Origin of the sequence: Nocardioides currus (assembly GCF_003057875.1) — a bacterium.
GTDB lineage: Bacteria > Actinomycetota > Actinomycetes > Propionibacteriales > Nocardioidaceae > Nocardioides > Nocardioides currus.
In genome coordinates, this window is sequence record NZ_PYXZ01000010.1 from 152,238 (window position 1) to 166,062 (window position 13,825).

The 13,825-nt window shown below is 67.8% G+C and carries 12 protein-coding genes; 9 read left to right on the forward strand and 3 right to left on the reverse strand.

All coding sequences use genetic code 11. The features are described 5' to 3' along the window. Window positions 1-6: 6 nt before the first annotated feature. Together C7S10_RS19320 and C7S10_RS19325 are read left to right on the forward strand one after the other, a co-directional pair. Window positions 7-708 (forward strand): GntR family transcriptional regulator, encoded by a 702-nt coding sequence (locus tag C7S10_RS19320; RefSeq protein WP_108346087.1) that lies wholly within the window; start codon window positions 7-9, stop codon window positions 706-708. Then, window positions 705-1,631: an amidohydrolase family protein gene (locus tag C7S10_RS19325; RefSeq protein WP_108346088.1), complete on the forward strand. Its 927-nt coding sequence runs from the start codon at window positions 705-707 to the stop codon at window positions 1,629-1,631. The genes C7S10_RS19320 and C7S10_RS19325 overlap by 4 nt, the downstream gene beginning before the upstream one ends. A gap of 22 nt (window positions 1,632-1,653) precedes the next feature. Here the strand turns inward: C7S10_RS19325 and C7S10_RS19330 are convergent, their stop codons facing one another. After that, the gene (locus tag C7S10_RS19330) at window positions 1,654-2,343 is read right to left on the reverse strand and encodes a GntR family transcriptional regulator (RefSeq protein ID WP_108346089.1); all 690 of its coding nucleotides are present in this window, start codon (window positions 2,341-2,343) and stop codon (window positions 1,654-1,656) included. Between the two features lie 172 nt (window positions 2,344-2,515). On the opposite strand from C7S10_RS19330, the gene C7S10_RS19335 reads away from it, so the two are divergent. From C7S10_RS19335 to C7S10_RS19345, 3 genes are read left to right on the forward strand one after another with little or no spacing between them, the layout of a single operon-like run. Continuing rightward, window positions 2,516-3,688, forward strand: coding sequence for a sugar ABC transporter substrate-binding protein (locus C7S10_RS19335; RefSeq protein ID WP_108346090.1), 1,173 nt, complete (start codon window positions 2,516-2,518; stop codon window positions 3,686-3,688). Next, the gene (locus C7S10_RS19340; protein ID WP_207769479.1) at window positions 3,673-5,226 is read left to right on the forward strand and encodes a sugar ABC transporter ATP-binding protein; all 1,554 of its coding nucleotides are present in this window, start codon (window positions 3,673-3,675) and stop codon (window positions 5,224-5,226) included. The genes C7S10_RS19335 and C7S10_RS19340 overlap by 16 nt, the downstream gene beginning before the upstream one ends. After that, window positions 5,223-6,293 carry an ABC transporter permease gene (locus C7S10_RS19345; protein ID WP_108346091.1) on the forward strand — a complete coding sequence of 357 codons (1,071 nt, stop codon included), beginning with the start codon at window positions 5,223-5,225 and terminating at the stop codon, window positions 6,291-6,293. The genes C7S10_RS19340 and C7S10_RS19345 overlap by 4 nt, the downstream gene beginning before the upstream one ends. Before the next feature lie 72 nt (window positions 6,294-6,365). Here the strand turns inward: C7S10_RS19345 and ccrA are convergent, their stop codons facing one another. Together ccrA and C7S10_RS19355 are read right to left on the reverse strand one after the other, a co-directional pair. Then, window positions 6,366-7,703, reverse strand: a complete 1,338-nt coding sequence (gene ccrA, locus C7S10_RS19350; RefSeq protein WP_108346092.1) for a crotonyl-CoA carboxylase/reductase — start codon at window positions 7,701-7,703, stop codon at window positions 6,366-6,368. 78 nt (window positions 7,704-7,781) lie between these two features. Then, a complete protein-coding gene (locus C7S10_RS19355) occupies window positions 7,782-8,978 on the reverse strand; it encodes an acyl-CoA dehydrogenase family protein (RefSeq protein ID WP_108346093.1) in 1,197 nt (398 codons plus the stop codon). A 397-nt stretch (window positions 8,979-9,375) separates the two neighbouring features. Between C7S10_RS19355 and C7S10_RS19365 the strand changes: the two genes are divergently transcribed. From C7S10_RS19365 to C7S10_RS19380, 4 genes are all read left to right on the forward strand, one after another. Then, on the forward strand, window positions 9,376-10,056 hold the full coding sequence (locus C7S10_RS19365) for a TetR family transcriptional regulator (RefSeq protein WP_243395479.1): 681 nt from the start codon (window positions 9,376-9,378) through the stop codon (window positions 10,054-10,056). A gap of 527 nt (window positions 10,057-10,583) precedes the next feature. Beyond that, window positions 10,584-11,513 (forward strand): LysR family transcriptional regulator, encoded by a 930-nt coding sequence (locus C7S10_RS19370; RefSeq protein ID WP_108346095.1) that lies wholly within the window; start codon window positions 10,584-10,586, stop codon window positions 11,511-11,513. 93 nt (window positions 11,514-11,606) lie between these two features. Then, window positions 11,607-12,833, forward strand: a complete 1,227-nt coding sequence (locus C7S10_RS19375; RefSeq protein WP_165807238.1) for a cytochrome P450 — start codon at window positions 11,607-11,609, stop codon at window positions 12,831-12,833. Between the two features lie 11 nt (window positions 12,834-12,844). After that, entirely contained in the window at window positions 12,845-13,786 is a 942-nt protein-coding gene (locus C7S10_RS19380) for a PDR/VanB family oxidoreductase (protein WP_108346097.1), read from the forward strand. Window positions 13,787-13,825: the final 39 nt, after the last annotated feature.

The window sequence follows — 13,825 nt, forward strand, 5'->3', positions numbered from 1 at the left end:
TCCTGCATGGTGCGGCACACGGTGAAGCCGACGCTCGCGGAGGACGCCTACGACAGGCTCCGTCTCGAGCTCCTGCGTGGCGACCTCGCTCCGGGGGCGCGCCTGCGGATCAACGACATCGCGGGTCGCTATGAGGTCTCGCCCACGGTCTTGCGCGAGGCCATGACCCGGCTCTCCGAGCAGGGCCTGATCGTGTCCATGCCCCAGCGCGGCTTCGCCGTGATGGAGCTGTCCGTTGCTGACCTCGAGGACATCACGCGCGCCCGCTGCCTGGTCGAGGCAACGGCACTGCGGGAGTCGATCGCCGACGGCGGACCGGCGTGGGAGTCCCGCGTCCTGGCTGCCCACCACCTGCTGCAGCGGGCGCCGATGCTGACGGACGACGGGCACATCGGCCCGGAGTGGGCCCACGCCCACCGGGAGTTCCATCACGTCCTGCTCGACGGCGGCCGGAGCGCCCGGTTGACCGCGATCGCCGACGGTCTGCGCGACTGCTCCGACCTCTACCTGCACTGGTCCCGCGAGCTGGCGCACGACCCCGGTCGTGACGTGCCCGCCGAGCACCAGGAGATCGTCGACCTCGCCCTTGCGCACGACGCCGACGGCGCCGCGGCAGCGCTCGGCCGGCACATCGAACGAACGACGGCTGCGCTGGTGGCCTATGCCAGCGAGCTCAGTGAACCGGAACCGAAGGAGAAGGTCAGTTGACCCTCGGACGCATCGACACCCACCAGCACGTCCTCCCGCCGGCGTACCGCGCCGACCTCGACGCCCACAACCTCACGGCCGGCGGATGGCCGACGCCTGCGTGGGACGTCGAGTCAGCGCTCTCCCTCGCCGATGAGCTCGGCATCGCCACCTCCATCCTGTCCGTGAGCGCCCCCGGCGCCCACTGGGGCGACGACGCCGAGGCGCGGGTGCGTGCGCGGAGGGCCAACGAGGACGTGGCCGAGCTGGTCAAGGACCGGCCGGACCGCTTCGGGCTGTTCGCCACGCTGACGCTGCCCGACGTCGACGGAGCCGTCGCGGAGGCTGCCTACGCTCTCGACGAGCTTGGTGCCGACGGCGTCGTGCTGCTGTCGAACCAGCGCGGCGCCTACCTCGGTGACCGGTCGCTCGACCCGCTGTGGGCCGAGCTCGCCGCTCGCTCGGCCGTGGTCTTCATCCACCCCACCGCGCCGCCGATGGACATGCTCCCGGGACTGCCCAGTCCGCTGCTCGACTACCCGTTCGACACCACGCGGACGGCACTCCACATGGTCGCCAGCGGGGTCCTGCGCCGGCACCCCGACCTGCGGGTGATCCTGTCGCACGCCGGTGGCTTCCTGCCGTACGCCGGTTACCGGTTCCCCTATGCGTCGGCGTTCCACGACATCACCTCCGACGAGATCCTCGAGGACCTGCGGAAGTTCTACTTCGACACGGCACTGTCCTCCTCGCCCAGCGCGATCCCGTCGCTGCTGGCGTTCGCCGACCCGGCCCGGATCACCTTCGGCAGCGACTTCCCGTTCGCGCCCGACCCCGAGCGCTGGACGGCCAACCTGGACGGGGCCGGCCTTGCCGACGACGTCCTCCACGCCATCAACCGCGGCAACGCGGAGTCCCTGTTCCCGCGCCTCGCCCAGAGCTGAGAAGGCCCAGGGCCGAGACGCCTCAGGCCGTCGCCGACTCGGCGGCCTCCTCGGCGTACCTCACGAGGGCGGCCGTCGTGCGCTCGATGTGGTCGCGCAGTGCCGCGACGGCGCCATCCTCGTCGCGTGCGACGGTCAGCTCCGAGATGGTGCGGTGCTCGCACGCGATGTCGCGGGTGTCGTCGTGCGCCAGCTGCTGCGACCAGCTCTGGTAGAGCTCGGAGCAGGCGCGCAGCTCGGTCGCCACGCCTTGCAGCCGGCTGCTCCCGCACCCGGACAGCAGGGTGTCGTGGAAGGCGCGGTGAGCGTGGGTGAAGTCGGCGTTGATGACGCCGTCGGGCGTGAGCATCGGGGTGTTGGCGAGCTCGTGGTGACTGGCGATCACGGCAGCCTCCCAGGCGACGGTGCCGAGCTTGATCGACTCCGCCAGGGCCATCGTCTCGATCAGGACTCGCGCGCGAGTCAGGTCGAGCAGCTGCTCGATTGTCAACGACATGACCGCGAAGCCGCGCTGCGGCGATGCCTGGACGAGGCCGTCGCCGGCGAGACGGGTGACCGCCTCGCGCACGACGGACAGGCTCACGCCGTACCCCTCGACGAAGTCGTTCAGCTTCAGCCTGCTGCCCGGTTCGAGCTCACCGGTCAACAGCCGGTCACGGATCTGGTCGTAGACCTCCTGCGCGCGCGTGGTCTTGGCGGATGGTCCGGTCATGTCGGAAGTGTAGGCAACCTGCCGTCAAATCGCCGTTGCGCCAAATAATCGATTTTTACTTGACCTATCGATTGTCTGGCTCAGGATGTGACGCACGCCACCAGCGGCACCTCAGGTCTCCTCCGAGTTCGCGCCCTGGTGCCGCTCTCTCGTCCCGCTCACAAGGAGATCCATGTTCATCAAGCTCCGCACCACCACCGCTCGCCGGGTCGCGCTCGCCGGCTCCACGCTGCTCCTCGCTGGCGGCCTCGTCGCCTGCGGAGCAGGGGAGAAGGATGGTGGCGCGTCCGGCGACACCAGCACCGACCAGGTGGACGCTGCTGCGGCGCGGGCCGAACAGGCGACGGCCGAGTTCGACGACTTCCCGCAGGTCGCCCCGGTCGCCGGCGCCGAGGCCCTCGCCGGCAAGACGGTCTGGTACGTCCCCCTCGGCACTGCCGCACCGATCCTGAAGGCGATGGGCGACGGCACGAGCGCCGCGCTGGCCCACCTCGACGTCGACGTGCACATCTGCGACGGCAAGTTCGTGCCCACCGAGGTCGCCAAGTGCCTCGAGCAGGCCTCGACCGCCGGTGCGGACGCGGTGGTGACGAGCTTCGTCGACTACGGCCTGATCCCGGCGGCGTACGACGCCCTGGTCGACAAGGGCATCCCGGTCCTGCTGGCAGGCGCCGTCCCGTCGCCCGACCGACCGGCCGACGCGGCACTGGCCTACGACGACACCAGCGTCGACCACGCCAAGGGCGTCGAGCGCACCGCGGACGCCGTGATCGCCGACAGCAAGGGCAAGGCCAACATCCTGTTCCTCGGCGTCACCGACTCGCCGGCGCTGCTCAAGACGGCAGACCACGCCGAGAAGTACTACGCCGACGAGTGCCCCGGCTGCACCGTGACCCGTATCGACACGAACACCGCCAGCCTGAGCAAGCTGGCCTCCCAGGTCAGCGCCGAGCTCATCAAGAACCCCGACATCGACTACATCGTCGGCGAGATCGACGAGTCGGGCGCCCCGGCGATCGCCGGGATCCAGTCCGCCGGCCGCGACGGCAAGGTCAAGCTCGCCTCGACCAACGGCAACCTCGATGCCCTCCAGCGGATCAAGGCCGACGACACCCAGATCGCCGACACCGGCCTGAGCCCGGCGTTCTGGGGCTGGCGGTTCGCCGACGGCATCGTCCGGATGATGACGGGCAGCGAGCCCAGCACGACCGGCGCCGTGGTCCGCCTCTTCACCGCCGACAACGTGGGTGACCTCGACCTGACGCCCGCCGGCTACGCCACCAACGAGTGGTACGGCGAGGACGGGTACCAGGACCTGTTCCTCACGGCGTGGGGCGCACGTTGACCCACCCGGCCCTGCGCCTGTCGCTGCGCGGACTGTCGAAGACGTTCGGCCCGGTCAAGGTGCTCGACGACGTGCAGCTGTCCGTCGCGCCCGGCGAGATCCACGGTCTCGCCGGGCAGAACGGATCGGGCAAGTCCACCCTGATCAAGATCCTCACCGGCGTCTACACCCCGGACACCGGCGCACATCTCTCGGTGGACGGTGCGGAGGTGCGGATGCCGGTCCGCTGGAACGAAGTCCGGGCCGCGGGCATCTCGGTGGTGCACCAGGACCTCGGCCTGATCGACCACCTCACCGTCGCCGAGAACGTCTGCGTGGGCGGATTCCCCACCGCGCGCGGAGGGCGGATCGACCGTCGAGAGCGCGACCGGCTCACCGCGCGCACCCTCGAGCGGCTCGGCATCGACCTGGAGCCCGACGCGCTGGTGGCGGGCCTGGGTGCTCCGGAACGCGCGGAGATCGCCATCGCCCGCGCCCTGCGTGACCACGCTCCCGGCAAGGGGCTGATGATCCTCGACGAGTCGACCCGCGCCCTGAACGGCGAAGAGCTCGAGCGGATCCACGCCATGCTGCGGCGGATCGTGGCCGAGGGCGCATCGGCGATCCTGATCAGCCACAGCCTCCCGGAGCTCAAGGCGGTGACCCAGCGGGTCACCGTGCTCCGGGACGGGCGCGTCGCAGCTGCGGGACTCGAGACCGACGACCTGGACGAGCACGACATCGCCCGGGCGATGCTCGGTTCCTCCTTCGACATCGCAGCGTCGAGCCGTGCGGCGCAGGACCGGGTCGAGCGGGGCCGTCCGGTGCTCCGCGTGCGCGGCGTGTCGGGGACGAACCTCCGCCACGTCGACCTCGAGGTCGCTGCCGGGGAGATCGTCGGCATCACCGGGCTCCCGGGCAGCGGCCACGAGGAGCTGCCCTACCTCCTCGCCGGTGCGATCCCGGGTGCGGTTGGGGGCGTCGAGGTCGACGGCCACGAGCTGGGGCACGACGCCGGCATCCAGGACCGGCTCGCGGCAGGCCTGGCCCTGGTGCCCGAGCGTCGCGACCGGGACGGGCTCGCCCTGGACCTGTCCGTGCAGGACAACCTCTGCATGCCGCGACTGCGGCACCACGGCTCGGCCGGTTTCGTCGGCCGTGGCTGGCAGGCCGACCAGACCTGGCACGCGATCCGGGAGCTGGGCATCCGCCCGGCCGACCCCCGCGCACTGGTCAAGCAGCTGAGCGGGGGCAACCAGCAGAAGGTGCTCCTCGCCAAGTGGCTGACCGGCAACCCGAAGGTGCTCGTCTTGCACGAGCCCACCCAGGCGGTCGACGTCGGCGCCCGCAAGGACATCCTGCGGCGCCTCGTCCGCGCCGCCGCCGACGGCACCGCCGTCGTGGTCGTCAGCAGCGAGGTCGACGACCTGACCGAGATCTGCGACCGGGTGCTGGTCCACCAATCCCGAGGAGGGCTGCGACCGGGCAGCGCTGACGACCCCGACCTCCTCGTCCAGCAGATCTACGCAGCACAGCAGCCCACAGGAGCCTCCGCATGACCATCAGTGACAGCGCGACCGCCGTGTCGCACCCCGAGCCCGCGTCCGACGTGACCAGCAGCGGCACCCCGGCCGATCCCGGCTCCGGTGCGGCTGTGCCCGGCGTGTCCCGCGCGCAACGGCTCCTGCGCACCGTGTCCGCCCGCTACGCACTGCTGGTCGTGTGGGCGATCATCGTCGCTGTCTACGGCGTCCTGATGCCGAGCACGTTCCTCAGCACCTCCACGCTGCAAGCGATCCTCGGCTCCCAGTCGGTCATGGTGTTCCTCGCACTGGCGGCGCTGTGCACCTTCGTCGTCGGTGAGTTCGACCTCTCCTTTGCGAGCGTCATGGGGCTCTCCGCGACGACCGTGCCGGTGCTGACTACGCTGCACGGCGTACCGATCTGGATGAGCTGTGTCGCCGCGCTCGGGGCCGCACTGGCCTGCGGTGTGCTGAACGCCTTCTTCGTCGTGGTCATGGAGGTGCCGTCCCTGATCGTGACGCTCGGGTCCGCCAGCCTCTTCCTCGGGCTCGCCACCCTGGTGGGCTCGTCGACGATCGTCTCGGTGTCCGACCAGGACTTCAGCGACCTCGCCCGCCACACGGTGGTCGGCCTCCCGCTGTCCTTCTACTACGGCCTGCTCGCGAGCGTGTTGTTCGCCTACGTCCTCGCCTGGACGCCGCTGGGGCGCCACATCATCTTCGTCGGCGCCAACCGGGACGTCGCCCGGCTGGCCGGCATCAACGTCGCGCGGATCCGCGCCGGCAGCTACGTTGCCGGAGGCCTCCTCGCAGGTCTCGCTGGCATCCTTCTGGTCGCGACCGTCGGCGGAGTCGACCCCACCGGCTCCTCGGTCTACCTGCTCCCCGCGCTGGCCGCCGTTTTCCTCGGCACTGCCGTCGTGCAACCCGGCCAGTTCAACCCGATGGGCACCTTCCTCGGCATCTTCTTCCTCGCCACCGGTGTGATCGGGCTGCAGCTCCTCGGCTACACGGGCTGGGTCCAGGACGTCTTCTACGGCGTCGGCCTGATCGTCGCTGTCACGGCTGCCGCGATCGTCAGGAAGAAGGTGCGCTCTTCCTGAGGTTCGTCGCGCGGACCGCGGTCAAGTTGTCACGCCCCCTGCGAGCCCGCCTTCTGCGCCTCCCGGTGGTGATCAGATGCCGCGGAAGAGGTTGATCTTGTCGAGGTGCTGCTCGCGGAGCTCCTCGTTCTTGACGCCGAGGCCCTCCTCGGGGGAGAGGCACAGGACGCCGACCTTGCCCTGGTGCTTGTTGTGGTGCACGTCGAGGGCGGCCTGGCCGGTGTCCTCGAGCTTGTAGGTGCGCGACAGGGTGGGGTGGATCTTGCCCTGGGCGATGAGGCGGTTGGCCTCCCACGACTCGCGGTAGTTGGCGAAGTGGCTGGAGATGATCTTCTTGAGGTTCATCCACAGGTAGCGGTTGTCGTACTCGTGCATGTAGCCCGAGGTCGAGGCGCAGGTGGTGATGGTGCCGCCCTTGCGGGTGACGTAGACCGAGGCGCCGAAGGTCTCGCGGCCGGGGTGCTCGAAGACGATGTCGATGTCCTCGCCGCCGGTGAGCTCGCGGATGGCCTTGCCGAAGCGCTGCCACTCCTTCGGGTTCTGCTGGGTGCCCTCCTCGTTCCAGAACTTCGGGGCGAGCTCGGAGCGGTTGATGACGTGCTCGGCGCCCATGTTGCGCACGATCTGGGCCTTCTCCTCGTTGGAGACCACGCAGATCGGGTTCGCGCCGCCGTTGAGGGCGTACTGGGTGGCGAAGCCGCCGAGGCCGCCGGAGGCGCCCCAGATGAGGACGTTGTCGCCCTGCTTCATGTTGCCGCCGTTGGCCGAGACGAGCTGGCGGTACGCCGTGCAGTTGACCAGGCCGGGGGAGGCGGCCTCCTCCCAGGTGAGGTGCTCGGGCTTCGGCATCAGCTGGTTGGCCTTGACCATCGCGATCTCGGCGAGGCCGCCGAAGTTGGTCTCGAAGCCCCAGATGCGCTGCTCGCTGTCGAGCATGGAGTCGTTGTGGCCATCTGACCCCTCCAACTCCACCGAGAGGCAATGCGCGACGACGCGGTCGCCCGGCTTCCAGCGAGTCACCCCTGGGCCGACCCGGAGCACCACGCCTGCCAGGTCCGAACCGACCTGGTGATAGGGAAGGTCGTGCCGCTTCCCCAGCTCCGAGAACCGGCCGTAGCGCTCGAGGAACCCGAACGTCGAGACGGGCTCGAAGATCGAGGTCCACACGGTGTTGTAGTTGATCGCGGAGGCCATTACGGCCACGAAGGCCTCGCCCGGGCCGAGCTCGGGCAGCGGAACCTGGTCAACATGCAAGGACTTACGGGGGTCCTTGTCACGAGAGTCGATGCCCTCGAACATGTCGACGTCCTCCTTGTCGACCCAAGCTGCGCGATACGACTCGGGAAGCTCGAGGTCGGCGAACTCCTCGGAGCTCGCATCTGCCTGGATGGCGTCGAGGATGTGCTGCATGTCAGTCTCCTGTGAGGGGAAACCGGCCGGACGCGTCGGGCATGACTTCGAGCAGCGCCCGGCCGGAGATCGGGTGGTTCAGGCGAGCCGGTAGTCCTTGAGCAGGGACCGGCCGATGATCATCTTCTGGATGTCGGAGGTGCCCTCACCGATGAGCATGAACTTGACCTCACGCATCAGCCGCTCGATCTCGTACTCCTTGGAGTAGCCGTAGCCACCGTGGATCCGGAAGGAGTCCTCGACGACCTCGTTGGCGTACTCCGAGGCGACCATCTTGGCCATGCCGGCCTCGACGTCCATCCGCTTGCCCGTGTCCTTCAGACGCGCCGCGCGAACCATCATGTTGTGCGCGACCTCGACCTTGGTCGCCATCTCCGCGATCCGGAACAGCACCGCCTGGTGCTCGGCGATGACCTTGCCGAAGGTCTTGCGCTGCTGGGCGTAGGCCACACCGAGCTCGAAGCCGCGCCAGGCCAGGCCGCACGCACGGGCGGCGACGTTGACGCGACCGACCTCGACACCGTCCATCATCTGGAAGAAGCCCTTGCCCGGCTCGCCGCCCAGGATCTGGTCGGCGCCGATCTGGTGGCCCTCGAGGATGAGCTCGGTCGTCTCGACGCCCTTGTAGCCCATCTTGTCGATCTTGCCGGGAACGGTGACGCCCTGGGCGGTCTCCCCGAAGCCGGCCTCCTTCTCGACGAGGAAGGTCGTCATGTTCTTGTAGACCGACTCGGCACCCTCGTCGGTCTTGGTCAGCAGCGCGACCAGGGTCGAGGTGGCGCCGTTGGTCAGCCACATCTTCTGGCCGGTGATGGAGTACGAGCCGTCGGCCTGCTTCGTGGCCTTCGTCGACACGGCGGACACGTCGGAGCCCAGGCCGGGCTCGGACATCGAGAACGCGCCGCGGACCTCGCCGGTCGCCATGCGGGGCAGGTACTTGGCCTTCTGCTCCTCGGTGCCGTGCTGCATGAGCAGGTAGGCCACGATGAAGTGGGTGTTGATGACACCCGACACGCTCATCCAGCCGCGGGCGATCTCCTCGACCACCAGGGCGTAGGTCAGCAGGGACTCGCCCAGGCCGCCGAACTCCTCGGGAATGGTCAGGCCGAAGACGCCGAGCTCCTTGAGCCCGTCGATGATCTCCTGCGGGTAGGTGTCGGAGTGCTCGAGCTCCTGCGCCACCGGGATGATCTGCTCGTCCACGAAGACGCGCACGGCCTTCAGGATCTCGGACTGGTCCTCGCTGAGGCCTTCGGTCTGGCAAAGGCGGGTCATCGGTGTCCTCGTTCTCGGTGAGTGCGGGTTGGCTAGGAATGGTGGAGGGCTGTTCGGGTGCCGTCTGCACTGACCTTCGCGTCGCACTCGGGGCAGGACTGTCCGACCACTCCTGGCCGGTACGGCAGGTGCCAGAACTTCGTCCAGGGGCTGCAGTCGAGGCCGCAGGCGGTTCGGGTCTGCCCGAGTCCCTTGGCGTGGTTGGTGAGGGTCGGCACGCGTTGGGCCTGGCCTCCCTCGTACGCCCAGGTCCAGCCCCGGGAGGTGATGTACCACTGATGGTTGGCCACGATTTCCTCCGTTCGGCGCTGGGATCGGAGCGCTGGTGCGCTTGAGCCTGCTGTCGGCACTGAGTACCGTACTATGGAACGGAGTTCCCTGTGGGAAGGTCTACATCGTGAGCGTCTCCACCGAAGACCGCATCCGGGCGGCTGCGTTCGAGCTCTTCTCGACCCAGGGTTTCGATGCGACGACCGTCGACGACATCGCCGCGGCTGCGGGCGTCGGGCGGACCACCTTCTTCCGCAAGTTCCGTGCCAAGGAAGACGCGATCTTCCCTGCCCACGACGAGCTCCTGGCGCTGCTTGCCGATCGTCTGGACGCGGCCGATTCAGGCGACCTGCACATGGAGGTGCTTGACGCCGCCCGGTTTGTGTTCGCCCATTACCTGGCGGAGGGGGAGCGCGCTCGGCAGCGCTACGAGCTGGCGCGCACGGTCCCGGCCCTGCAGGTGCGCGAGCTCGTCGGTACGCAGGAGTACTTTCAGTTGTTTCGCAATGCGATGCGCGCCCGTTGTGAAGAAGGCGACTTCGCGACGGCTCTGTACGGCGAGCAGTACGCCTCGGCGGTCGTGACCGCCCACAATTTCGTGCTCCGCAGGTGGCTGCGGGGCGAGACGAAGGAGCACCAGGCGCGCGCCGAGCTCGAGCGCGCCTTCGATGACGTCAGGGACAGGTTCGCGGAGGTGGTGGGCTCGGCGGCAGGCGCTACGACGGTCGTCGTCGTGACGGCGACGACCGACCCGGACTCCATCGCGGCTCAGGTCAGGAGTGCGCTGTCTGAGGCGGCGCGGGGCTGAATGGCGCGATCGGCAGGCCGGCTTCGTACTGAGCTCCTCGGGTTTGAAACGTTCGCTCGGTGTGGCCGTGTAAGGGTTCCCGTGCAGGCGATCGACTCATCGCGGTTGATATGCCCTATGGGTAAGGGTTGATGCACTCGGACTAGGCGGCCCGGAGGCCTACCTTCAGCCCGTGCGACCTGGTCTCGATCAGCGCCGGGAACGGGAGAACCCGCTCGCAAGCGTTGTCCCGGGTAGCTGCAGCACGCGAGGGGCCGCGCCTCGGGCTCCGCAGTTGGCGACCCCGATACCGGCCCTGGCGCCTCAGGTCCCCGCTGGATTGGCTCCGGCTCCCCATCATGTGCTTGATGACGTCGACGTCGACCCCGGCGGCGGTGTGGGACTACTCGGTAGCAGGTGTTGGCCTCGCTCTCGCTGATGACATGCGCGACGCGAGGGTGTCGGCCAAATGACTCTCCAGCACTCGATGGCGACTCACGGCCAACGCTTCATCTGCGCGGTCCATAACGACGTGCTTATATCTCGGGGTGGACGTTCCCCTTACTCTTCGGCGGCTCGAGGTGTTCCGGCTGGTAGTTGACGAGCGAAGCGTGACGCGAGCGGCCAGGATCTTAAGAATCGCGCAGCCTGCCGTCTCGAGCCAGATCAAGGCGCTTGAATCGTGGCTCGGGGGAGCCAAGATGTTCGTGAGAACCGGCAACCGCTTGACTCTCACCGAGGCAGGCCACCGAGTTGACGTGTGGGCAAGGCAAGTCCTCGCCGGCGCTGCGGAGGTCCGCCGCGATGTCGAGGACCTTGAGACCGGCGTGGCCGGTTCCGTCGCGATCGCTGGCTCGATGTCTGTTGGAAGCTACCTGCTTCCACCGCTACTTGCGGACTTCGTGCGCGAGCGGCCGCAGGTGGACCTGAATCTGTGCGTTCTTCCGCCCGACGAAGCGCTGCAGGCGGTCGAGAGCGGAGAGGTGGACTTCGCCGTGATCAGTTGGGATGAGCGCGATGTCCCGGAGGGTGTGTCCACTGCTCTCCTGAGGCATGAGCCCATGAGTCTGTGCGTCGGTCCATCGCTGCTCCCCGCTGGTGCGTCCATCAGCCTGGATGATGCTCTGGACCTGCCCTTCGTCGGAGTGCCGCGGGCGGGCAGTCCCGAGAGGCAGCTCCACCACCAGCTCCGCCAGCTCTCGGACAAGGAGCCCAGGTTCGTGGTCCGATTCGGACACGCGGAGCCGATGAAGCGAGAGGCCAGCCGTCACGGCTGGGCGATCCTGATGCCGCACTACCTCGTCGAGACCGATATTGCCGAGGGCCGGCTGCATCAACTCCGCGTCGACGGGCTGGACCTGTCCGAACGCATCATCCTGGTATGGCGCAAAGCAAAGTCATTCGCGCCGACACAGAAGGCAGTGTTCGATCTCGTGCGATCGCAACTGTCGGGACCGAGCGTTCACCCAGGTCCATAAGGTTTTCCTTATGGAACCATGCCATCACTGGTATTCGCGTGTTATGCAGTGGTGTCCTACGGTGTGAGTCCAACCACATCGTTAGGACATTGGATGAGCGTCGACCAAGCGGGCCTGCCGGACCTCACGGACGAGACCTTTCTGTCGGGTGACCGGACGCAGGAGTACCTCGAACTCCGCGCCATGGGCGCAGCGGTGCCACTGCCGACGGCCGACGGCGTTCCGACCTGGCTGGTGAGTCACCACGCAGATGTGGCGGCTTTGAACCGACTCCCGGAGACCCGGCTTCAGCCGGCCGGGGCCGTGGCTCCTGAGTGGCTCGACGAAGGCCCGGCGCTCCAGCGGCTGAAGGCGAACCTGTCCCAGATCGATGCCCCCGCCCACACACGCTTGCGCAAGGTCGTCGGCCCGATGTTCATCCCACGCCGCGTCGAGCAGTTCAGGGAGCTCGCCACCGACTCGGTGCGCCGAGCGATTGAACGGCTGTTGGCGCGCACTGATGTCGTCGACGCGGTACAGGACCTCGCCGTCGACGTTCCGAAGGGCGTGATCTGCAGCTTCCTCGGTATCCCTGAGGAGGACTGGGGCATCCTGACCAAGGATCAGCACGACTTCCTCCTGATCTTCTCGCCCATGCCGATCGATGGCGCGCAGAAATCGGCCCTGGATCAGATCACCCAGTTCTACCTCGACTACTTCGACGAGTTCGTCAGCAGCCGGAGTCTGGAGCAGCACAGTCCATTCGTCCGCCTGGTGCTTGAGGCAGAGCGAGCCAGCGAGATCAGCCACATCGAGGCACTCTCGCTTCTGCACACGGTTCTCGATGCCGGGTACGAGACGACGCGAACGTCGATCTCGAACGCGGTACAGCTCCTTGGCCAGCATCCGCACATCCTGGGTGCGCTGCGCGAGGAGCCGGGTCTCGTGACGAACATCGTCGAGGAGTTCCTGCGGTACCGGACGCCGGTCCACGTTCGGGTGCGATTCCTGACCGACAACTACGTCGCTTCGGACGGGACCGTTCTGGCCGCCGGGTCGAAGGTCATCCTGATGCTCGCTGCGGCCAATCGTGATGGTGCTGTGTTCAGCAACGCCGACGAACTCGACATTCTTCGGGAGAACGCAGGATCCCATCAGGCCTTCGGCGGTGGTCTGCACCACTGCCTCGGCGCCCCCATCGCACGGATCCAGCTCCAGGAGACACTCTTGGGCCTGGCCGATGCCTTCTCGCACATCGAGCTGTGCGACGGATCGCATCGATACCCCGACCTGATGTTCCCAGCGCTCATGGCGCTGCCTGTCAGGTTCCACACGGCGTGAACGGGCCTTCCATGAGGACAACTGACCTGGAGCTCGTGGTCACAGCCCGAGATAGGCACTCCGCCAGCGTCGTCGGGCTGACGCTGAGCAGTCCCGACGCCACGGACCTACCTCCGTGGGAGCCGGGAGCCCACATCGACGTTCGCTGCGGCGAGGTCGTACGCCAGTACTCCCTATGCGGCGACCGAGCTACTCGTTCGAGCTATCACATCGCCGTCTTGCGTGAGGCAGAGGGACGTGGTGGGTCGGCATACCTGCACGACGAGGTACGGCTGGGGGACCGGCTGACCGTCTCGGCTCCCCGGAACAACTTCGCTCTCGTCGAAGCTGAGCGCTACGTCTTCATCGCCGGTGGGATCGGCATCACCCCGATCGTACCCATGCTCGCCGAGGCGACGGCTCTCGGCAAGCCATGGACCCTCGACTACGGCGGTAGGTCGCGATCCACGATGGCCTTCCAGCGCGAGCTGGCAGAGCTGGGCCCGCAGGTGTCCGTGCTGCCCGAGGACGAGTCCGGACTCCTCGGCCTGGAGGCTCTGCTTGCCGATCCCCAGTCCGGGACCAAGATCTACTGCTGCGGCCCCGCTGCCTTGTTGAACGCCACGGAGAAGGCCGCAGCACACTGGCCGCCGGGCAGCCTGCACATCGAACGCTTCGTCCCGAAGGCGCTCGAGGTTTCGACCGACCGTGAGTTCGAGGTCAGACTCGCTCGTGCCGGAACATCGCACAGGATCCCGCCCGGGACCAGCATTATCGACGTCCTTGCCGACGCTGGCGTGGGCGTGCCCTCGTCCTGTGGAGTCGGAACGTGCGGCACGTGCGAATCGGTCGTCCTGGAAGGGGTTCCGGAGCACCGGGACTCGATCCTCAACGACGAGGAGCGGGCCGAGGGCACCTACATGATGATCTGTGTCTCCCGCGCCTCGTCGCCGGCACTCGTGCTCGACATCTGATCCATCCATGCGCATCGGAATCGTAAGGATCGTACTTGG

Excerpts from the sequence above, each read along its gene's own strand:
- ccrA (WP_108346092.1), bottom strand. The coding sequence starts at position 7,703 with ATGCAGCACATCCTCGACGCCATCCAGGCAGATGCGAGCTCCGAGGAG.
- C7S10_RS19330 (WP_108346089.1), bottom strand. The coding sequence starts at position 2,343 with ATGACCGGACCATCCGCCAAGACCACGCGCGCGCAGGAGGTCTACGAC.
- C7S10_RS19345 (WP_108346091.1), top strand. The coding sequence starts at position 5,223 with ATGACCATCAGTGACAGCGCGACCGCCGTGTCGCACCCCGAGCCCGCG.
- C7S10_RS19380 (WP_108346097.1), top strand. The coding sequence starts at position 12,845 with ATGAGGACAACTGACCTGGAGCTCGTGGTCACAGCCCGAGATAGGCAC.
- C7S10_RS19320 (WP_108346087.1), top strand. The coding sequence starts at position 7 with ATGGTGCGGCACACGGTGAAGCCGACGCTCGCGGAGGACGCCTACGAC.
- C7S10_RS19335 (WP_108346090.1), top strand. The coding sequence starts at position 2,516 with ATGTTCATCAAGCTCCGCACCACCACCGCTCGCCGGGTCGCGCTCGCC.
- C7S10_RS19375 (WP_165807238.1), top strand. The coding sequence starts at position 11,607 with ATGAGCGTCGACCAAGCGGGCCTGCCGGACCTCACGGACGAGACCTTT.
- C7S10_RS19355 (WP_108346093.1), bottom strand. The coding sequence starts at position 8,978 with ATGACCCGCCTTTGCCAGACCGAAGGCCTCAGCGAGGACCAGTCCGAG.